The following is a 19,658-nucleotide window of genomic DNA, read 5'->3' on the forward strand; positions in this document are numbered from 1 at the left end:
TCAACTACTGAGCGGCGTTCTGCGCTGACCTATTATCCTGCCTCGCATGATAAAAATGCGATAGAAGGGAACGCAATGCGGCGGGCCGAAGTGGCTTGTGCAAAACCGTGACGTTCTCGTCTTCAGCGCGCTGGCGGACTTCCTTGGAACGATCGGCTGTCAGCAGGACGGCGGGGATTTCCACCTGAAACGTCTCGCGTGCAAAGCCGATCATATCGAGGCCGTTTTCGTGTAGAAGATGATAATCTGCGACGATCACATCGGGCGGTGTGGAGTGGTCGGCACAATAGTTCTTCAACGCTGCTCCACTGCGCAACGTCGTTACATGGCATCCCCACCCGCGAAGCAGCGTTTCCATTCCGGACAGGATGCTGGCGTCATTATCGATGCAGAGAACATCGAGCCCGGTCAATTCCAGCGCTTTCTGCAGGCCGCGGCGGCTCTTCACGTCATCGGCGGGCACTTTTTCCTGCGAGACAGGAATGCGCAGGGTGAACATGGTTCCCTTATCGGGCGTCGAAGACAGGGACAGCGGCAGCGACAGCAGCCTTGCGATGCGGTCAACAATGGAAAGGCCGAGGCCAAGCCCTTCCGCTTCCCGCATGCCCTCATCCAGCCGTGTGAACTCCCGGAAGACAAGTTTTAGCTTTTGCGATGGAATGCCGATGCCGGTATCGAACACCTGCAACTCCACAAAGGAGCCACGACGCCGGACGCCGAGCAGAATACCACCCTTGCGGCTATATTTGATCGAGTTGGAAACAAGGTTCTGGATCAGGCGGCGAAGCATATTGCGGTCCGTTTTGACAACGATGCTCGACGGCACAACGCGCAACTTCAGCCCTTTGGCGGCTGCAAGAGGCGTAAAATCGGTGGCAATCTGGCTCATCAGCTTGTCGAGGTGAAACACCGAGAGGTCAGGCTTGAGTGACCCGGTGTCCAGTCGGGAAATATCCAGCACCATACCCAGAATGGCTTCCACGGCCTCCAGCGAGGAATCGATATTACGTGCGAATTCGCTCGTTTCGGAGCGTCCGAGTTTTTCGGCAAGCGCGGTACTGTACAATCGCGCTGCGTTGAGAGGTTGCAGAATGTCATGACCGGCTGCTGCCAGAAAGCGCGTCTTTCCCTGATTGGCCTCTTCTGCTGCCGTCTGGGCCTTGGCGAGCTGCTGGTTGACGCGGGTCAGTTCTGCCGTGCGATCCGCCACGCGCTGCTCCAGCATTTCCGCTGCCTTCTGGCGCGTGACGTCGGCTTCGACTGCCGCCGTGATATCGGTATATGTCGCGACAATTCCGCCATCCGGCATCGGGTTGGATTGAATTTCCAGCACCTTGCCCGTCGATTTCATGTTGATGCGCCATGGCTGGCGCACAGCTGCGAGCGAGCGGATGACCCCGTTCTGCGCGTTGAACGATATATCGCCGCGGCGGTGCAGCTGTTCCACGATTTCCGAAACGGGTATCCCGACCTGCATCACTTCATCTGGAAGATCGAAAAGCTTGCGGAACTGCCGGTTCCAGAAAGTCAGCCTCAGATCCTTGTCGAGAACGGTAATACCCTGTTCCATCTGATCGAGGGCCGTTTGCAGCAGATTGCGGTTTTGCTGCAAGGCGGTCGAAGCGTCATCGAGGAGCTGTCGCGCGTCACGTCCTGATGCATCGCTCTTCTGCAAAAGCAGTGACAGTACAAGGCGCGCCGATGCCGAGCCAACGGCTGTGCCGAGCAGCTGCTCCGCATGACGGATGAGCGGTGTGTCGACAGTCATGCCCGGATCAAGCCGCCTCTGTTCCCTTCCTTCAAAGCGCAGAAAGGCGCGCTCGACACGTTCCGCACCGAGATAGCGCGCCATGGTGGCTTTCAGTTCGGCAACAGTGACGGTTGTGCGGAAGCGCTTGAGCGTCGGCGTGCCGATGAAATAACGCGGCAGGAAGATACTTGCCTGAATGCGTTCGAGCGGCGTCGAGGTGCGTGAAAGGGAACCAAGGATGTAGAAGAGCGTATTGGCTGCAAGGCTCCACATCACGCCATTGGTCAACGGGAGAGCGTTGGTTCCGAAAAGCGCTTCGGGACGTAGCGCCGTAAAGCCAAGGAAGCCGTTGCGCAGAATGGCAGCATTTTCCGGCGCCATCGTTGGCAGTAGCAATGTGTAGGCCCAAACCAGAAATCCTGCTGACAGACCCAGCATGGCACCGCGCCCATTCGCATTGCGCCAGAATAGCCCGCCGATGAAAGCCGGAACAAACTGGGCAATTGCAGCAAAAGAAACGAAGCCGATCGAAGCAAGATGGATGTTGTTGGAGGTAAACCGATAATAGGCGAATGCGAATGCCAGAATGCCGATAATGGTGAGGCGGCGTGTGTTCAGAATGACTTTGGTCAGGTCGCGCTGTTCGGCGGCATGTTGCTTCGCGAGACGCCGGATGAAGAGCGGCAGCACCAGATGGTTGGAGATCATGATCGAAAGCGCAACGCAGGCGACGATGACCATCGCCGTTGCCGCTGACAATCCGCCGAGAAAAGCCACCAGTGCGAGCCAATGGGCGCCTGCTGCAAGCGGCAGAGCCAGAACGTACAAATCTCCGCTGACATTACCTCCGAGCGTCATCACGCCAATCAGTGCGATGGGAAAGACGAAGATATTGATGAGGACCAGATAAAGCGGGAAGAGCCAGGAGGCTGTTCGCAGTTCCTTTTCACTCCGGCTTTCCACCACGGTCACATGGAATTGTCGCGGCAGCATGATGATGGCGGCGGCACTGAGTGCGCTTTGTACGATCCATGTGCCGATGGATGTCTGGTAGTGGAACGCTTCCAGCGCTTCTGGTGATTGGGATATCTGATTGATCAGCTGCGATGGGGCGCCGAACAGAAAGAAGGTACAGGCAAAGCCAACGGTCAGGAAGGCGCAAAGCTTGATGACGGATTCCAGAGCCACAGCCAAAATAAGGCCGTTCTGATGTTCCGTGGCGTCGGTATGGCGGGTGCCGAAGAGGATCGCAAAGACAGCGAGCACAGCGGCAACGGGGAGGGAGATGTCACCGAATATGAATACCGACGGATCGACGGCTGATCCGTAATGTTCCATGACAAGACCGACACTGCCGGAAACGGCTTTGAGCTGCAGCGCGATATAGGGGATTGAACCGACAGCTGCGATACAGGTTGCAAGAGAGGCTACACCGAAGCTCTTGCCGTAGCGGGCAGCGAGAAAATCAGCAATTGACGTGATGTGCTCGGATTTCGCCAGTCGCACGATATGCCGCAGCAGCCGGTTGCCGAGCGTAAAGACGAGAATGGGGCCGATATAGATTCCAAGAAACTCAAGACCACGCTGAGCCGATAAGCCGACAGAGCCGAAGAAGGTCCAGGAGGTGCAGTAAACGGCCAGACTGAGCGCATAGATATAGGGGCGCGGAGCGCTGTTCCAGCGCGACGTACGCCGGTCACCGATGCTGGCAACTGCAAAAAGCAGCAGCAAATACAAAAAGGCGGCGCCAATAATACCCCAGCCCTGCATAGCCAGCCTGTTCCCTCACTCCTCGATCATGATTTGACGCAAGCACTTTCAGTGCGTTCGTGCAAGATTATTGATGAAAAACAGTGTGTTTTAGCGGTTTCATCTTTTCTTTGGTAATTTTCGCCTACACACTAGGAGTGTGATCCCGAAGAAGTGCACGTCATTTTTCAGGATAGCATTTGAAATGGCAGCGCGCTTTTCAGTTTCGCTTCTGAGATGGGCCCTGCCATCCACTGCCAGTTTATCTGGTGCCCAGGTTGATTTGGCGAACGCCACCGCGGCAGGACGGCCCCAACGGTCCGCGTTCGTGAGGGAGACAGGTAATGCTAAAGGAATTCAAGGAATTCGCCCTGAAGGGCAATATGGTCGATCTGGCCATCGGTGTCATTATTGGCGGGGCGTTCGGCGGCCTCGTCAATTCCATCGTCAACGATATCATCATGCCGATCATCGGTCTGATCACTGGCGGTATCGATTTTTCGAATATGTTCATACAGCTGGCAGGTGAACCCAGAGCCACGCTGGCAGCTGCCCGTGAAGCCGGTGCGACCATTGCCTACGGCAATTTCGTCACGCTTCTCATCAACTTCCTGATCATCGCATGGGTATTGTTCCTTGTGGTGAAGGGAATGAACCGCATGAAGAAGAAGGAAGAGGCAAAGCCGGAACCGGAAGCACCGCGTGAAGAGGTCCTGCTGACCGAAATCCGCGATCTTCTGGCAAAGCAGAAAGCCTGACCTATCCAAAACTGGTGAATGAAAGCGGAGCCTTCGGGCCCCGTTTTCTTTTGATCCATAAATACACTTGATCGGACCATCACAAAAAGCCGCGTGATTTCGCTAACGGGCCTTGATAAGCACGAAATCAAAATCGAAGTTCAACGCGGGGAAATCATGACGCTCATAGCCAATCTTCGTCGGGAAGCAGCCCAGTCACCGGAAAGCGGGATTGTGGCGGTCGCTAATCACGGGCGCGGGCGCGAGGGGCTTATCCCGCTTTGGGTAGGCGAGGGAGATCTTTCGACGCCCGATTTCATCCGCGCCGCGGCCCAAAAAGGTATCTCTGAAGGCGAGACCTTCTATACCTGGCAGGCTGGCATCCCGGAACTGCGGGAGGCGCTGGCTCGCTATCACGCGCGTCATTTCCCGCTGCCCCTGAAACCGGAGAACTTCTATGTCACCGGCTCCGGTATGCACGCCATCGAAATGGCGCTGACAGCAACTGTTGGGGCGGGCGAAGAGGCGATTTATCTTTCCCCGGCCTGGCCAAATTTTGTTGGCGCAGCTGGTCTGGCAGGCGCTGTTCCGGTTCCGGTCGAGCTGGAATTCGGTGCCAATGGCTGGATGCTTGATCCAGAAAAGATCGCAGCCGCCATCACGCCGCGCACGAAAGCACTCTTCATCAATACGCCATCCAATCCCACCGGCTGGACAGCGGACCGTGAGACATTGCAATTCATTCTCGATCTTGCCCGCAAGCATGGTCTCTGGATCATCGCCGACGAGATTTATACCCATTTCTATTATGGTGGCGGTCGCGCTCCATCCTTCATGGATATTATGGAGCCGGATGATCGCATCATCTTCGTCAACTCGTTCTCCAAGAACTGGGCGATGACGGGCTGGCGTGTAGGCTGGATGACGGTGCACCCGTCACTGGGGCCGGTCATTGAAAATCTGATCCAATATTCGAATTCGGGTGTTGCCCAATTCATGCAACGTGGTGCCGTTACGGCTCTCGATGAAGGCGATGCCTTTATTTCGATGCAGGTTGAACGGGCGCGTTCGACGCGCGATAGCCTGTGCGCAGCGCTGTTATCGACCGGCAAAGTTCGCCTGACGCCGCCTCAAGGGGCATTTTATCTTTTCTTCGGCGTGGATGGTGTCGGGGATTCCGTCAAGGCGGCCATCGATATGGTGGACAATGCCAATGTCGGTCTGGCACCTGGCAGCGCTTTTGGCCTCGGCGGCGAAGGTTTTTTCCGCCTCTGTTTCTGCCGCGATCCGGAACAGGTGGACGAAGCCGCACGGCGGCTCGTGCGCTGGATCGAAAAGCTCTGACAAAAAAGGCCGCTCGAAGCGGCCTTTTTATTGGAGAATTCCAGAAATTGTCAGCCGCCAGCCTTGGAGACCATCAGCGGAATGATCCGCTCGGAACTGGCTGGCTGCGAAACAGTGGGCTCTGCATAAGGAATGCCGAGTGCATTCCAGACTTCCAGCAAGGCATCCTTGAGGCCGTCGATCAGGGCGTCGTCATGCAGAGGCGACGGCGTGATACGCAGTCTTTCGGTTCCGCGTGGCACGGTCGGATAGTTGATCGGCTGGATATAGATACCGTGCACTTCCAGCAAACGGTCGCTGGCTTTCTTGCAAAGTTCAGGATCGCCGACCAGAATAGGCACGATATGCGTTTCGGACGGCATCACGGGGAAACCTGCGGCCGAAAGCACGTCCTTTGCGCGCTGCGCCTGACGCTGCTGACCGTTACGCTCCACCTGCGAATTCTTCAAATGCCGGATGGCGGCCGTCGCAGATGCGGCAACTGCTGGTGGCAAGGAGGTCGTAAAGATGAAGCCCGGTGCATACGAGCGTACGGCGTCAACAATCGCGCGCGAACCGGTAATATAACCGCCGAGAGCGCCAAAAGCCTTGGCCAACGTGCCCTCGATAATATCGATCCGATGTGCCAGACCGTCGCGTTCGGTAATGCCGCCGCCACGCGCGCCGTACATGCCAACAGCATGAACTTCGTCGATATAGGTCATGGCATTATATTTGTCGGCGAGGTCGGCGATCTTCTCGATCGGCGCGATATCGCCATCCATCGAATAGACGGATTCGAACACGATCAGCTTGGCGCGCGCCGGATCGGCGGCCTTCAAAAGCTGTTCCAGATGCTCGACGTCATTGTGACGGAAAATCTTCTTTTCCGCGCCTGAACGACGCACGCCTTCGATCATCGAGGCATGGTTCAGTTCGTCGGAGAGGATGAGGCAGTTCGGCAGCAGCCGTGCAATCGTGGAAATCGAAGCTTCATTGGAAACGAAGCCCGACGTGAAAACGAGGCCAGCTTCCTTGCCATGCAAATCGGCGAGTTCGGTTTCGAGTTCAACGAGCGGATGGTTATTGCCGGAAATATTGCGCGTGCCGCCGGAACCTGAGCCAGCATTGCCAGCTGTATCGCACATTGCCTTGATTACATCGGCGTGGTGTCCCATGCCAAGATAATCATTGGAACACCAGACGGTGATTTCACGGGCAGTGCCATTGTTGCGCCAGATAGCTCGGGGGAAACGTCCGACAATACGTTCAAGATCGGCAAAAACGCGGTAACGCTTCTCGGCGTGCAACTGGTCGATCGCTTCTTCGAAAAAACGGCGATAGTCCATAATGCGCTCCTTAGTCTGTGCACTAACTAGCGCTTTTGGCACTTGCCGTCCATGGCGCATTGATGGGCAATTTGCCACGTTTGTGTGAAGCAGCATTGATTGAAATCAAGCAAATCGGCTCGACGATCAAAATACTGGCGACGAAGTTTTCATCACGAAGCGTGTCGGGGGCTGTTACAGAGTGATCGGCTTCAACAAAGAGTTGCTTGAATGAAGCGCAACAAAATACCAGCTTTTTGTGACCTTCATTGAAAACCTGGCACCTTTATGAAACCAACGCGAACGGTGATGAACTATCCAGCCTCGGCGACCGGCGACTGGACTGCCTATTGGCGCGCCTCACCGATGCGACATCTGCGCTTGCGTTGGAGGCACGTGCAGCTTTCGGTTCCGCATCGAAAAAAATCGGCAAATCTGATTGCTGCATCCGGAAGCTTCGAGGCTTTACGGCCAGGCGATCTGCCGCTTGTTTGCGTGGTTCGCAATGCTGCGCCTTATATGAAGTCGTTTCTGCGCTATTATCGCGAGATGGGTGTTACGCGTTTCATCGTGGTAGACGACCGATCGGACGACGGAACGACTGAAATCTTGTCCAGTGCTCCTGATGTGGATTTGTTCACCTCGGACGTTGGCTACGCACAGGCTGACCGCGGACGTGCCTGGCGCGATGCCCTGTTCAACCTCTACGGACGCGGGCGCTGGTATTTGTCGGTTGATGCTGACGAGTTCTTCGTATTCCCGAGAATGGAGCAACGGGATATCCGCTCTTTTATCGAGGAGCTGGAGGGGAATGGAATTCGTCGGTGTCTGGCACCGATGATCGACATGTATCCCGGCGGTCTGCTGCGTGAAGGAGTCTTCGTCGATGACGGGACGAAATATCCGTTCGAGGTTTCGTCGCATTTCGACGGCGACGGCTACACGGCGACATGGGAGAAGTTCGGGGTAGCGGTGCGTGGTGGACCGCGTTTGCGCTTGTTCGGACGCAGCATGCGACTGTCAAAATTTCCGCTGATTTGGGTCGATGAAAAGACGGATTATCGCCGGGGCAGCATTCATGGGCCGGGTCCATGTTTCCGGAATTTTCTTCCGGCAACCGGTGCTCTTCTCCATTACCGCTTTTCGTCGCTTTCAGTCGGCGAGTTCAAACGTATTGCCTCCGAAAAGAGCCATGCTGGTGGTGCGGAGCACTACCGCGCAATCGTCGAGAACGAGCGTTTTTCAGACGATCTTTCGCTCGTCTATGAAGGTTCGGTCCAGTACACAGGCCCGGATTGTCTTGTTAAGCGCGGCTTCATGGCTGATTTGCACGACATAGAGCGTGGAACCAGGGTGAAGAGCCAGCTTAGCGCGTGAACGTTTTCCGCAGGAATTGCAGCAATATATCATTGCGCCTGATTGTAAGACGCGGAATGCCGAACGGATCATCATTTGACCGTGCGCGGCGTTTTTCTGTCGTCGTCGCGTTTGTATAGCCTGCCGCTTCGACGATCTTGCGTGTCACTGCGTTTTCTCCGCCGTAAGGATAGGCGAAGGACGTGACCTCACGACCGAGCAGGTCTTCAATCTTCATGCGTGATTGCTGGATTTGCGTGATGGCTTCCTGTTCGCTTATTTCCGGCAGGAGGACGTGGTCGAGCGTATGGGAACCGACTTCATGACCAAGATCTGCCCATTCGCGCAATTCGGCAACGCTCATACAGTTGGCGCGCGCAACGCCGATCTTCTGGTCCCAGAGATTGAAGCCGCCGATCTGGTTGGCCACGAAATAGTTCGTGGCGGTGAAGCCAAACTCCTGCAGCACGGGCAGGGCATTACGGAACACATTCTCGAAACCGTCGTCAAACGTGATGACGGCGACTTTGCCCTGTTTCCCGCCGTAAATGTAAGGAATTGCGTCCCTCACCGACAGGCCGTGATAACCCAGCCGTTTCAGCCAGGCCATCTGCTGGCGAAAGCGATCCGGGTGCACGATCATACTACGATAGGGCGTGCGGTGTTGCGGTGGCAAGTCAATCTGATGATACAGGAAAATCGGAACAGGCACGGGAACCTCAGATAGCTGCGCGCGAGCGCGATTTTATCTTCCAGCGATAAAGCGGGCGCAAGATTTCACGCTTCAGCTTGTCGGGCAAGGAACGCGATTTCTGGATCGTGCTGCCGCCAAGCTGTACCGAGATTTCCTTCACTCCGCCCGGAAGGACGGATAGCGGTTTGAGTCCCGTAACCCAGTTCATTTGTGCCGTGGTATCGACCGGGCGGTCGAACACTTCGGTTGCAGAGAGCAAGCGCTGTGCGGCTTCCCGCCCGACAAGCTGCGCCACCATGCCAAGGCCGACCGGTACAGGTTCGATGATCCGCAGCGTTTCGGTGTTCAGTACCACGCGCCCGCTTTCACGCTCGCGAAACGGAAAGCGGATGAAGCTATCGGCCTTGAGAATCTGGCACGCAGCGGAATAGGCAGCGGCAAATTCCGGCATCAGTTCGACGTCGTCTTCCAGCACGAGACCCGCATCCAGTTCCTGATCGACAATCGCCTGCCAGGCCTTCCGGTGCGAAAGAAAGCAGGCAATTTCGTTTGTGCTGAGCTGAAATGGATAGCGGGGCTTGTGCGCCGATCGCCGATAAACGCGGCTGATTGTTTGCCCATCGAGCGTGCGCCCGTCGACGGCGTTCACTACGTCCGTCTCTACAGGCAGCCTACGAACAAGTTCTTCGACTTGCGGCTGCCGGTCGGTGGCGCGCTCCAGATGGATGATGAAAGCCTTGACGGCCCTTTGGGGGCCGTCATTCGCAGTGATGTCAGGACGCGTTTCGTTCATGGTCCTTATCTACCTTGCAGCATACATAAAGCTCAAGGTATTTTGCAGATCAGACCGGCTTCCAGCCCGGCTCGACACTATCGGCTTCCGCTCGCCACAAATCGGCGTAGTCGACATTCTGCCAATCCTTGAACCATGGGCCGCCGCGTGTGTAATGCACGACTTTCGGCAGGCCAGTTTCCGGCTTCTCGTTCCAGCCTTCCAGCCAGTTATAATCCGTCGGCAGAGCGCCAATTTCATCATCGGCAGCCCATTGCATGCGGTGCAGGTAGGCGCCGGTTTCGCTGTTGATCAGCTCCGGCGTCAACTGGCGTGTTGAGGGATGTTCGCAGTTGAACAGCATACAGGACGACCAGTTCTTGCGTGGATAGCTGGTCTGCACCTTGCCATCCATCTTCACACTATCCTTGGGCTGATAATCGTGCTGAACGCAATAAACGGCTTTTGAAGGATCATTGTAAGCTTGGAGGCCAGCAATATCGCCCAGAAAAAGAAAGTCGCAATCGCAGAAAAGCGCCCACCCCTTGTAGCCCGCAAGCCATGGCGTGAAAAACCGCGAATAGGTAAACTCTGTCGATGCCAGTGGATCGACTTCCCGCGTGTAGACCCCTCGATCGACCAGGTCCTGCAACTTGATCGGCACGATCTCCAGCGGGATAGAGGAATGCTTCAATGCGGATGCTTTGGCGACTTCATATGCGATGGGCTCGCGAGAATCCCATCCGATGAAAATGCGTAACGGTTCACTCATTCATAGGCTCCTCTAAAGAGATTGTGTCGTGATCGTTCCCCACGTTTTCCGCCGGAAATTAAAGTTAGAGCGCGTTTCCATCTGATCGACGCCCTAATTTCTGCTTCAAGCATAATCTTATCGATCCTCGTTTCACTCCGGTCGGATTATGCTCTATGGCGCTGGGTCACTGGATGAGGCTGATGCGTCCGGATTTGACCTTCTGCTCAACCCAACTGCGCTCATCTCCCCAGGTGTGGCGTTTCCAGCCTTCCCAGGTGAAGCCGCAGATTTTAACGTCCCAGCTTTCCTCCGGACATTTTCCGAGCATGTACCAGATGCCAAAAAAGCCGGTGCTTGGAAAGGCTTTGCTTATATTCTCGTCGGTTACACCCAGCTCTTTGCATCCGGCCAGATAGAATTGGGGCGGCATGATCCGGATTTCCTTGCCCGCAGAGCCGACAACTTCGATGGTCTGCATGGTCCAGTCGCCACGCCTTCCCTTGAGACGGGAGAGGAAATTCGGACCAGGGTGATATTTGCGGATGATGCTTGGATGATAGGCAAGCATCACTTCCTTGGCCGCCTTGAAAGTCGGTGTCTGCACGAAGCCCGGATCGCGTAGCCGCCGCTGCATCGGCTTGCTTGAGGTTGCCAGCATCAGGAGATCTGTCCGGGTGCCGCTCATGCCGATGGACTTTTTTGGCTCATTGAAACGGACCACAAAATCGGCAGCATCCACTTCGGCAGAAAGATCGCGCGGCAAAGGCGCATTGCCGACGATGATCAATGTCTTTTTCATGCACTCCAACTCTAATTAGAATGAACCGGTGCCTGTGTCGAAACAGTAGGTATATCTAAATTAGAATTACATAATGATTACAACAATAGGAGGCAATTTCCTTTGTTGTTGGGAAATCCGGGTGAAATGCTAGGATTTCGCTGCAATCACAGCAGCCATGCAGGATATGCACTTCTCAAAAGACAGAGAAAGGCGGAAGCTCACTATCGGGAGGAAGATAAAAAGGGGATACCACCATGAATCTTCGCACCCATTTCCATCGCTGGATGCAGTATCGCGAAAATATTCGCGAACTTAGTGGCTGCACGGACCGCGAGCTTTCCGATCTCGGCCTTTCACGCACCGATATTCATCGCGTCGCCCGCGAAGCCGCTTTTGCTTGAACCAGCGGACCAAGGCCGTTTCCCTGTTTCGGGAACCGGCCTGTTTCGATCCGCAAAATCTTCCAAAACCTACACGTCACCCGGCTTCTTGAAGCGAATGTGAATGTTGTCGCCTGCGAGGTCGAAGCCTGCATAATTGCGCTGAAAGGCAATGAGCGCGTCGTTGACGCCCTTTGAATAATCGTCTTCCTGCACATCGATATGGTGCCGGTAGAGAATCCTGTCGTCCTTATAGAATATAACCTGACCTTCCATCATAGCCTCCTTCTGATGAAGCGCTGAGCAGAAATCCGTCGGCGGTTTCAGGCGTCGCGCGCTTTGAAACGGGTGGGTAGAGCAATGTTCTACACACGGGCCTATGGCTGAAGAGGTGCCGGGGGCACTTATCCAGTCGGTATATCTATTTGAGATAGGCGATATGGCGGGCGTTTCAAGATGATGCGGTGCCGGGTCCGGTCTTGCTCAGCTCGAGCCAGGCACGAGCAGCATGAGACAGGAATGCGCCTTTTCGCCAGATCAGTGCCAGATTCCAGTTCACATCGGCACCTTTGATCCTGTGGATGCGCACGCCGGGATGATGCCGCTGTTCCGCGATCATTTTTGGTAGAAAGCCGATGCCCATGCCTGCCGCTACGAGCTCGACGATGAAGTCAATCTGACTGGAGCGGACCGCAACGTTTGGAGAGAATCCATGCGAACGACATGCATCAAGGATAATGTGGTTGAGGGCAAAGCCGCTCTCGAAAAGAATGAACGGCAGGCTGGCAATGTCCTGCAGCGAAACGCCGTCACCGCGTGCAAGCGCATGATCGGTCGGGAGAAGCGCCACAACCGGTTCGCACCGCACATCCTGCCACTCGAAGCTGTCTTCAACCGGCAGAAGCGAAGCCGCAAGTTCCACATCTCCGGCAAGCAGCAATTCCTCCAGCCTCCGGCTGCCGTGCTCGACCAGCTGAATGTCGATTTCCGGATAAAGCTTCGTATAAGCCGCAAAGACGGGAGCGAAAAGCACGCTGGACCCGATGGGCGGCAGGCCGAGTTTCAGCAGGCCGCGCTTGAGGCCGCGGAGCTCACCCAGCTCGGCCAGCATGTCGTCTTTTTCCGCCAGCATGGCGACCGCGCGACGAAAGACAATCTCACCTGCCGTTGTGAGGCGGGAGGGAGAGATTTCACGATCCAGCAGAACCAGCCCCAATTCGTCTTCAAGCTGTCTGACCGCCTTGCTGACGGTCGACTGGGTCGCGTTGATGGTTTTTGCGGCGGCGGAAAAACCGCCTTGCCGCACCACTTCGACAAAGGCCTGGAAGCTGCGCAAGTTCATGAGCCATTCTATTACGGAATAGCTGCAATGAAATCAATTCATTTCTAGAATAGCGCCAGAAGGCCTATATTCACCCATGAAAATGCATCAGTCCCCATTGGAAAAGCACATGAACGCCCACAGCCTTTTGATCCGGTTTCGTTACGCACTGCATCACAGCCGTCTGATGCAGATTGCGACGCTGGTCGGTTTCTGGCTGGCGGGTGAGCTTTTCGTCCGCCTCGTCGGTCTGCCTCTGCCGGGTGGCATTGTCGGTATGGCGCTGGTGCTGGCGCTGCTCCTGAGCGGTCGTGTTAGCCTGTTCAGCATGAAGCGCGGTGCAGAATGGTTTCTGGCAGAAATGTTGCTCTTCTTCGTTCCCGCAGTGCTTGCAATTCTCGAGCATAAGGAACTGCTCGGTCTGCTGGGTCTGAAAATCATGGCTGTGATTTTGCTCGGCACGTTGACGGTCATGAGTGTCACCGCACTGACGGTTGATCTCTGCTACCGCTGGAGCCTGCGTTATGTCGCTAAGTGATCCGCTTGTTGCGACGCTTTTCTGGTCTGCCGCGACGATCCTGCTTTATCTAGCTGCCAAGCGCGTCTATCGCCGCTTTCCGATGTGGTGGTTGACGCCGCTCGTTGTTACGCCATTGTTGCTGATAGCGCTGGTCATTGGGCTCAATCAGAACTATCGCGGCTATTTCGGTGCTACCCACTGGCTGGTTGCGCTGCTTGGACCTGCAACGGTTGCTTTTGCGGTCCCGATTTACCAGCAGCGCGCAACGATCCGCCGCTATTGGCCGGTGCTTCTGGCCGGTGTGGTCGTCGGAAGTTCGTCTGCCATGGCTTCCGCATGGGGTCTGGCGCATCTGCTGGGCCTCAACGAAGCAATCAGCCTCAGCCTGATGCCACGTTCAATGAGCACACCGTTTGCGATGACCGTCTCTGGCGACATTGGTGGAACGCCTGACCTGACAGCAATCTTCGTGGTGCTGACAGGTGTGTTCGGTGCAGCTCTCGGTGAAGTCATGCTCAACTGGCTGCCGATCCGCTCCGCGCTGGCACGCGGAGCCCTTTTCGGTATGGGTGCGCACGGAGCCGGTGTGGCCAAGGCCCACCAGATCGGTAGCGAAGAAGGTTCGATTGCCGGGCTGGTCATGGTGCTTGTTGGCCTCGTGAATGTGCTTGCTGCTCCCCTGATTGCCCACTTTTTGTGAGAGCCTAATTTTACAGGCCATTCTTTAAAAACGCCCGGTTTCCGGGCGTTTTCTGTATTAGCGAATCTGCCTTTTTCTTGAGCATCAACGTCTTTGCATAACTGATATGCATTAATGACCGTTGCTGCAGTGAAGGGGGCGGGTAAATATCTCTTCATCGAGTTCACTCCTCCTCCCAGAACTCGATAAGGAATGCGGCACTCCTCCTCCCAAGCCGTATTCAAGATCAGGCCGCGCATCCTCCTCCCGCGCGGCCTTTTTCTTTTTTAGCTCCCCTGCATCCTGCTTCGCTTTCAACTCCGTGCGTTGACAATGCGTAACTGCATAGCCCCATAGGCAAGCTGCAGCATCTGCTCTATCTCTGATTCAAGTTTTGAATCGGGGAGACAGTGTCCATGACAAGCGGCATCCACCACATCACCCTCATCACCCGAAAAGTGCAGGCGAATGTCGATTTCTATGCCGGCTTTCTGGGGCTGCGTATCGTCAAGCAAACAGGCGGGTTCGAGGATGCCGAGCAGCTGCATCTGTTCTATGGCGACCGCTCGGGCACGCCCGGATCGTTGATTACGTTTCTGGTCTGGGAAGATGGTGCCAAGGGGCGTGTTGGCCACGGTCAGGTCAGCGAAATCGCGCTTGCCATCGATAGCACGGCCATCGGTTTCTGGCTCGAACGCGCCTTGCGTTATCATGTGCCTTCCGAAGGACCGGTTCAGGAGTTTGGCGAACCTGTTCTGCGCCTGCGCGATCCCGACGGTGTGATCGTCAAGCTTGTCGGCTGCGATCTTGCCGCCAATGATGCGTGGGAAAGCGAAGGCATTCCGCCAGCTTTCGCCGTCAGGCGTTTGCGTGCCGCGACTATTCTGTCCGAAGCGCCGGAACAGACGGCAGGTTTCATCGAACGTTATTTCGGTTTCAGGCCTTCGGCGAAAGAAGGCACGATAGATCGTCTTCTGTCGGATTCCGGAGACGCCATTGATGTGCGTGACGCCGGCGGCTTCTGGCCGGGCATCCCCGGCACGGGCATTGCCGATCATGTCGCTTTTCGTGCTGCCGATACTGGCGACGTGGAAAAGGTGGAGAAGGAGCTTTCCAAGCTTAATTCCAGCGCCGTCAATGTGCACGACCGCAAATATTTCACGTCGCTCTATGTTCGCGAACCGGGCGGAACGCTGTTCGAATTTGCAACCGATGCACCGGGCTTTGCAATAGACGAGCCGGTCGAGAAACTGGGCCAGTTCCTGTTTGTGCCGCCCGGTAATGAAGAAAAGGCCGATGCCATTCGGGCACGAATGCCGCAATTCGCTCTGCCGGGCGAAGAGCGCGTCATCTATCGTGATCTGCCTTTCGTTCATCGGATACACCAGCCGGAAGACCCGGATGGCAGTACACTGGTGCTTTTGCATGGCACTGGTGGAAACGAAAATGACCTGATGCCGTTCGCCCGCAAGGCTGCGCCGCGCGCAACCCTTCTGGGGGTACGGGGACGCAGCACGGAAGAGGGTATCCAGCGCTGGTTCCGCCGCTTCGATCTGAAAAAATTCGATCAGGCCGATATTCAGTTTGAAGCGCAGGCATTCGAGGCTTTCGTTGAAGGTGCCGCCGCCGCTTATAGTATCGATTTGAATCGGACAGCTTTTATCGGGAACTCCAACGGCGCAAATTTGCTGGCGGCTTTCATACGCTTGCATCCGCATGTGGTTCGCACGGCGGTTCTTCTGCGCGGTCAGGAGGTTCTGGAGGAGCAGCCCGATGGCGCGGATTTGTCGGATGCTTCAGTACTTTTGATGAATGGTGCTTCCGATCCGTTCGGCGATGAGACCGGAACGCTGGAAAAAGTCCTGAGAGACGACGGGGCGGCGCTTACCATCAGCACGGTCGAAGCAGGGCATGCACTCATCGATGAAGATATCCTCATTGTAAGCGACTGGCTTCGGGACAAGATATAAATAAAAGGGCTGCGGAGAATTCCGCAGCCCTTTTACTATATTAATCGAGGGACTTCAGGTTACGCTCGATGGCTTCGCGCTTTCCTTCGAGGAAAGGTGGAAGCGACAGGCTCTCGCCAAGGCTTTCAAGTGGTTCATCAACAGCGAAACCCGGCCCATCGGTAGCGATTTCGAACAGGATACCGTTCGGCTCGCGGAAGTAGAGCGAGCGGAAGTAGTAACGTTCCACTTCGCCGCTTGACGGCATGCGCACGGACCTCAGACGGTCGACCCATTCCTGCATGCTTTCCTGATCCGGCGTGCGGAAGGCCACATGGTGCACGGCGCCCGCACCCTGCCATGCAGTCGGCAGGTTCGGCTGTACCGCGACATGCAGTTCGGCGGCGGCACCGCCCGGCCCCATGGAGAAGACATGGACATGGCCTTCGCCGTCAGGCGAAGCGTAATCGCCGGTCTGGCGCATGTTCATGACCTTTTCCAGAATGATCTGGGTCGGCGCCAGTTCGGGAACGCTAAGCGTAATCGGTCCGAGACCTCTGATCTGCCTTTCAGCAGGCACGGGACTCCGGTCCCAGCTATGTGCCTCACCCGCGCCGCCATCATCGGTCAGGCGCAAGCGCTGCCCTTCCGGGTCTTCGAAGTCGAGAGCAGCCCGTCCCGCGACCTCGAAAATATCGCCCGTCTGGACGCCTTTATCGTTAAGGTGCTTTCGCCACCAATCGAGACTTTCGACACCGTTCACACGCAAACCGGTGCGGGCGACGCTGTTGGTGCCGCGCTGTTCGCGCTGTACCGGCCAGTCGAAAAAGGTGATGTCCGTGCCGGGCGAAGCCAGCCCGTCTGCGTAGAACAGATGGTAGGCGCTGGTGTCGTCCTGATTAACGGTTTTCTTGACGAGCCGAAGCCCGAGCGTGTCGGTATAGAAGCGCCGGTTGCCGGGCGCATCGGCGGTAATGGCTGTCAGATGGTGCAGCCCTGTCAGTTCCAATGCCATAATGTGCCTCCTTCAGAAACGGAGTTGCTGTTGGGGGATATATCGGTCTGGGCTGATCGTGAGGAAAGTATCACCTGTTGAACAGTGTGTAACCCATAAGCCGCAATCGCCTTGCGTTCCGACAACGGTGGATAATTGGGGCTTGGCAGAAGGTTTCAGGTAAAGAATATATTAACCCTCAAAGTTCGGGTGTAATACCAAAACTAGATGAGTTTGACCCATCGAGTTTTGGTTAAGCCTGTGCGGCGATTGAGCATTTTCAGGGCGTGATGCGTCAGCATCTCAGCGCCCTCGTATAAGAGACCTGCTGGCGTAGCGTTGAGGGAGTTTGGTTTTGCGGCGCGTTTTTTCTCGGACTGCCCCTGCGTTGCTTGTTCTTCTGTCTGTGCTTGCCGGTTGCGCCAGCCGGCCTGAAGGCGTGCTTATCCCGGTCGGCGATGTCGCTTCGCCCGGTACGACGAAGGTGAATCTTGTCGTTGCCACCACGCGCCGTCCGTCTGATAATCCCGGCATTCTTTTCTCCGGCGAACGCGACAAGCTCGTGTCGCTCAACGAGATCGTTGTGTCCATTCCGCCGGAAAAGAACCGCAAGGCGGGTGAAGTGCAGTGGCCCAAGAAGCTGCCGCCCAATCCGCAGAAGGATTTCACCACCGTCAGCGTGACACCGGTCAAGACCGATGTGGAAATGGCAGGCTGGGTCCGCCCGCATCTGACTAAAAGCCGCCGCGTAATGGTGTTCGTGCACGGCTTCAACAATACGTTCGAGGATTCGGTCTATCGCTTTGCGCAGATCGTGCACGATTCCGGTGCCGATGTTGCACCGGTGATCTTTACCTGGCCATCGCGCGCCAGTGTTTTCGACTACAACTACGACAAGGAAAGTACCAATTATTCCCGCGATGCGCTGGAACAAATCTTGCGCGCCATCGCACGCGAGCCAGAGGTCAAGGATATCACTGTCATGGCCCATTCGATGGGCAGCTGGTTGACGGTCGAGGCTCTGCGGCAGATGGCGATCCGCGACGGTCGCGTCAATGCCAAGATAACGGATGTCATTCTGGCATCGCCCGATCTCGACGTCGATGTGTTCTCGAAGCAGTTCCTTGCCATGGGCAAGCAGCATCCGCGCTTCACGTTGTTCACGTCGCGGGATGACAAGGCGCTTGCATTGTCACGGCGCATTTCGGGCAATATCGACCGCCTCGGCCAGATCGATCCGTCAATCGAGCCTTATCGCTCCGAGCTGGAAAAAGCAGGCATCACCGTTATCGACCTGACACAGCTGAAGGCGGGTGACCGTCTCAACCATGGCAAGTTTGCTGCAAGTCCGGAAGTCGTGCAGCTGATCGGTCAGCGCCTTGTTGCAGGCCAGACCATCACGGATTCGCAGGTTGGCCTCGGTGATCGTCTGGGGGCGGTGGCGATGGGCACGGCACAGGGTGTCGGCACGGCTGCCTCGCTGGTGGTGACAGCGCCGATTGCCGTGTTTGATCCGAACACGCGCAAAACCTATGACGAGCAGATTGACCGTTTCGGTCGTGCTGTCGGCAATACGGTTGGCGCGGTAACTACCCCCACGCAGTAAAGTATGCCGACAGCGTTCTTTCCTCTGCAGTTGTCATATTTGAGCTGACGCTGTAGGACTCGCGGCCAACAAATTCGGGCCGCGAGGAGGACCTCATGCAGATCATCCGCACCATTGAGGAATTGCGTCAGGTTTTGGCACCAGCAAGGCGGGCGGGAAAACGCATCGGCTTCGTGCCGACCATGGGCTACCTCCATAAAGGCCACCTTGAACTGGTTCATCGCTCCAGAGCGGAAAATGACGTGACCGTCGTGTCTATCTTCGTCAATCCGTTGCAATTCGGCGCGAATGAAGACCTCGACAAATATCCGCGCGATCTGGAACGGGATGCCACTCTGTTGCGCGGAGCGGATGTCGATTATCTTTTCGCGCCAGCGGTCAGCGACATGTATCCGCAGCCGATGCAGACGGTGGTGGATGTGCCAACCCTCGGCAACCAGATGGAAGGCGAGGCGCGTCCCGGTCATTTCGCCGGTGTTGCGACGGTGGTGAGCAAGCTCTTCAATATCGTCGGCGCGGACGCCGCCTATTTCGGCGAAAAGGATTTTCAGCAACTCGTCATCATCCGCCGCATGGTGGAGGACATGGCCATTCCGGTGCGAGTTGTCGGTGTTGAAACGGTGCGGGAGGAAGACGGGCTCGCCTGTTCGTCCCGCAATGTCTATCTGTCGCCGGAGCAGCGCGCCGCCGCCATCATCGTACAGAAGGCACTCGATGAAGCCGAGCGGCTTTATCGGTCCGGTGTGGATGATCCCGATGCGCTGGAAGCGGCAATTCGCACTTTCATCGCCACGGAACCGCTGGCGACGCCGGAAGTGGTGGCACTCCGCGATCCGGTGACGCTTGAGCGCCTGACATCGGTTCAGGGGCGTCCGGTGCTCGTCGCGCTGTTCGTGCGGCTTGGCGCGACGCGGCTTCTCGATAATCGCGTCCTTGCGCATGTTGCGCAGGAACAGGCGGCCTGA

The 19,658-nt window shown here is 56.3% G+C and carries 18 protein-coding genes; 9 read left to right on the forward strand and 9 right to left on the reverse strand.

Annotated features, from left to right (window positions below):
• Window positions 1-4: 4 nt before the first annotated feature.
• On the reverse strand, window positions 5-3,520 hold the full coding sequence (locus tag LJ361_RS01815; protein WP_040129909.1) for a PAS domain-containing hybrid sensor histidine kinase/response regulator: 3,516 nt from the start codon (window positions 3,518-3,520) through the stop codon (window positions 5-7).
• A 323-nt stretch (window positions 3,521-3,843) separates the two neighbouring features.
• On the opposite strand from LJ361_RS01815, the gene mscL reads away from it, so the two are divergent.
• Together mscL and LJ361_RS01825 are read left to right on the forward strand one after the other, a co-directional pair.
• On the forward strand, window positions 3,844-4,257 hold the full coding sequence (gene mscL / locus LJ361_RS01820; RefSeq protein ID WP_010658231.1) for a large conductance mechanosensitive channel protein MscL: 414 nt from the start codon (window positions 3,844-3,846) through the stop codon (window positions 4,255-4,257).
• A gap of 156 nt (window positions 4,258-4,413) precedes the next feature.
• Window positions 4,414-5,580 (forward strand): pyridoxal phosphate-dependent aminotransferase, encoded by a 1,167-nt coding sequence (locus LJ361_RS01825; RefSeq protein ID WP_029925736.1) that lies wholly within the window; start codon window positions 4,414-4,416, stop codon window positions 5,578-5,580.
• 50 nt (window positions 5,581-5,630) lie between these two features.
• On the opposite strand, the gene hemA is transcribed toward LJ361_RS01825, so the two are convergent.
• On the reverse strand, window positions 5,631-6,908 hold the full coding sequence (gene hemA / locus LJ361_RS01830) for a 5-aminolevulinate synthase (protein ID WP_012090709.1): 1,278 nt from the start codon (window positions 6,906-6,908) through the stop codon (window positions 5,631-5,633).
• A gap of 288 nt (window positions 6,909-7,196) precedes the next feature.
• Between hemA and LJ361_RS01835 the strand changes: the two genes are divergently transcribed.
• A complete protein-coding gene (locus tag LJ361_RS01835; protein ID WP_226622387.1) occupies window positions 7,197-8,264 on the forward strand; it encodes a glycosyltransferase family 2 protein in 1,068 nt (355 codons plus the stop codon).
• On the opposite strand, the gene LJ361_RS01840 is transcribed toward LJ361_RS01835, so the two are convergent.
• The 4 genes from LJ361_RS01840 to LJ361_RS01855 all read right to left on the reverse strand — a co-directional run bounded on the left by LJ361_RS01840 (window position 8,254) and on the right by LJ361_RS01855 (window position 11,262).
• On the reverse strand, window positions 8,254-8,955 hold the full coding sequence (locus tag LJ361_RS01840) for a polysaccharide deacetylase family protein (protein WP_166943098.1): 702 nt from the start codon (window positions 8,953-8,955) through the stop codon (window positions 8,254-8,256). The genes LJ361_RS01835 and LJ361_RS01840 overlap by 11 nt on opposite strands.
• Before the next feature lie 7 nt (window positions 8,956-8,962).
• On the reverse strand, window positions 8,963-9,730 hold the full coding sequence (locus LJ361_RS01845) for a glycosyltransferase family 25 protein (protein WP_036585991.1): 768 nt from the start codon (window positions 9,728-9,730) through the stop codon (window positions 8,963-8,965).
• Between the two features lie 49 nt (window positions 9,731-9,779).
• Window positions 9,780-10,481, reverse strand: coding sequence for a hypothetical protein (locus tag LJ361_RS01850; RefSeq protein ID WP_010658237.1), 702 nt, complete (start codon window positions 10,479-10,481; stop codon window positions 9,780-9,782).
• A 166-nt stretch (window positions 10,482-10,647) separates the two neighbouring features.
• Window positions 10,648-11,262 (reverse strand): glycosyltransferase family 29 protein, encoded by a 615-nt coding sequence (locus LJ361_RS01855; RefSeq protein ID WP_010658238.1) that lies wholly within the window; start codon window positions 11,260-11,262, stop codon window positions 10,648-10,650.
• Window positions 11,263-11,498: 236 nt separating this feature from the next.
• Between LJ361_RS01855 and LJ361_RS01860 the strand changes: the two genes are divergently transcribed.
• Window positions 11,499-11,645: a DUF1127 domain-containing protein gene (locus LJ361_RS01860; protein WP_010658239.1), complete on the forward strand. Its 147-nt coding sequence runs from the start codon at window positions 11,499-11,501 to the stop codon at window positions 11,643-11,645.
• Window positions 11,646-11,714: 69 nt separating this feature from the next.
• On the opposite strand, the gene LJ361_RS01865 is transcribed toward LJ361_RS01860, so the two are convergent.
• Both LJ361_RS01865 and LJ361_RS01870 read right to left on the reverse strand, forming a co-directional pair.
• Window positions 11,715-11,900 carry a hypothetical protein gene (locus tag LJ361_RS01865; protein ID WP_010658240.1) on the reverse strand — a complete coding sequence of 62 codons (186 nt, stop codon included), beginning with the start codon at window positions 11,898-11,900 and terminating at the stop codon, window positions 11,715-11,717.
• A 175-nt stretch (window positions 11,901-12,075) separates the two neighbouring features.
• Complete coding sequence (locus tag LJ361_RS01870; RefSeq protein ID WP_151663139.1) at window positions 12,076-12,966, reverse strand: LysR family transcriptional regulator; 891 nt, start codon at window positions 12,964-12,966, stop codon at window positions 12,076-12,078.
• A 109-nt stretch (window positions 12,967-13,075) separates the two neighbouring features.
• Here LJ361_RS01870 and LJ361_RS01875 point away from each other — a divergent pair, with 109 nt between their 5' ends.
• The 3 genes from LJ361_RS01875 (at window position 13,076) to LJ361_RS01885 (ending at window position 16,114) form a co-directional block, all read left to right on the forward strand.
• Complete coding sequence (locus LJ361_RS01875; RefSeq protein WP_010658242.1) at window positions 13,076-13,483, forward strand: CidA/LrgA family protein; 408 nt, start codon at window positions 13,076-13,078, stop codon at window positions 13,481-13,483.
• Window positions 13,470-14,165, forward strand: a complete 696-nt coding sequence (locus tag LJ361_RS01880; protein ID WP_094514791.1) for an LrgB family protein — start codon at window positions 13,470-13,472, stop codon at window positions 14,163-14,165. Before LJ361_RS01875 ends, LJ361_RS01880 begins: the two co-directional genes overlap by 14 nt.
• A 395-nt stretch (window positions 14,166-14,560) precedes the next feature.
• Window positions 14,561-16,114, forward strand: a complete 1,554-nt coding sequence (locus LJ361_RS01885) for a VOC family protein (protein ID WP_166943095.1) — start codon at window positions 14,561-14,563, stop codon at window positions 16,112-16,114.
• A gap of 40 nt (window positions 16,115-16,154) precedes the next feature.
• Here the strand turns inward: LJ361_RS01885 and LJ361_RS01890 are convergent, their stop codons facing one another.
• A complete protein-coding gene (locus LJ361_RS01890) occupies window positions 16,155-17,108 on the reverse strand; it encodes a ring-cleaving dioxygenase (protein ID WP_166943091.1) in 954 nt (317 codons plus the stop codon).
• A 328-nt stretch (window positions 17,109-17,436) separates the two neighbouring features.
• On the opposite strand from LJ361_RS01890, the gene LJ361_RS01895 reads away from it, so the two are divergent.
• Both LJ361_RS01895 and panC read left to right on the forward strand, forming a co-directional pair.
• Window positions 17,437-18,693 (forward strand): alpha/beta hydrolase, encoded by a 1,257-nt coding sequence (locus LJ361_RS01895; RefSeq protein WP_041544929.1) that lies wholly within the window; start codon window positions 17,437-17,439, stop codon window positions 18,691-18,693.
• A 95-nt stretch (window positions 18,694-18,788) separates the two neighbouring features.
• Entirely contained in the window at window positions 18,789-19,658 is an 870-nt protein-coding gene (panC, locus tag LJ361_RS01900; protein WP_264812482.1) for a pantoate--beta-alanine ligase, read from the forward strand.

The sequence above is a fragment of the Brucella sp. JSBI001 genome (genome assembly GCF_026014005.1).
Lineage (GTDB): Bacteria > Pseudomonadota > Alphaproteobacteria > Rhizobiales > Rhizobiaceae > Brucella > Brucella anthropi.

Bases quoted from the DNA above. Each gene is read 5' to 3' on its own strand.
- LJ361_RS01815 (WP_040129909.1), bottom strand. From the start codon at position 3,520: ATGCAGGGCTGGGGTATTATTGGCGCCGCCTTTTTGTATTTGCTGCTG.
- mscL (WP_010658231.1), top strand. From the start codon at position 3,844: ATGCTAAAGGAATTCAAGGAATTCGCCCTGAAGGGCAATATGGTCGAT.
- LJ361_RS01825 (WP_029925736.1), top strand. From the start codon at position 4,414: ATGACGCTCATAGCCAATCTTCGTCGGGAAGCAGCCCAGTCACCGGAA.
- hemA (WP_012090709.1), bottom strand. From the start codon at position 6,908: ATGGACTATCGCCGTTTTTTCGAAGAAGCGATCGACCAGTTGCACGCC.
- LJ361_RS01835 (WP_226622387.1), top strand. From the start codon at position 7,197: ATGAACTATCCAGCCTCGGCGACCGGCGACTGGACTGCCTATTGGCGC.
- LJ361_RS01845 (WP_036585991.1), bottom strand. From the start codon at position 9,730: ATGAACGAAACGCGTCCTGACATCACTGCGAATGACGGCCCCCAAAGG.
- LJ361_RS01850 (WP_010658237.1), bottom strand. From the start codon at position 10,481: ATGAGTGAACCGTTACGCATTTTCATCGGATGGGATTCTCGCGAGCCC.
- LJ361_RS01855 (WP_010658238.1), bottom strand. From the start codon at position 11,262: ATGAAAAAGACATTGATCATCGTCGGCAATGCGCCTTTGCCGCGCGAT.
- LJ361_RS01860 (WP_010658239.1), top strand. From the start codon at position 11,499: ATGAATCTTCGCACCCATTTCCATCGCTGGATGCAGTATCGCGAAAAT.
- LJ361_RS01865 (WP_010658240.1), bottom strand. From the start codon at position 11,900: ATGGAAGGTCAGGTTATATTCTATAAGGACGACAGGATTCTCTACCGG.
- LJ361_RS01870 (WP_151663139.1), bottom strand. From the start codon at position 12,966: ATGAACTTGCGCAGCTTCCAGGCCTTTGTCGAAGTGGTGCGGCAAGGC.
- LJ361_RS01875 (WP_010658242.1), top strand. From the start codon at position 13,076: ATGAACGCCCACAGCCTTTTGATCCGGTTTCGTTACGCACTGCATCAC.
- LJ361_RS01880 (WP_094514791.1), top strand. From the start codon at position 13,470: ATGTCGCTAAGTGATCCGCTTGTTGCGACGCTTTTCTGGTCTGCCGCG.
- LJ361_RS01885 (WP_166943095.1), top strand. From the start codon at position 14,561: ATGACAAGCGGCATCCACCACATCACCCTCATCACCCGAAAAGTGCAG.
- LJ361_RS01890 (WP_166943091.1), bottom strand. From the start codon at position 17,108: ATGGCATTGGAACTGACAGGGCTGCACCATCTGACAGCCATTACCGCC.
- panC (WP_264812482.1), top strand. From the start codon at position 18,789: ATGCAGATCATCCGCACCATTGAGGAATTGCGTCAGGTTTTGGCACCA.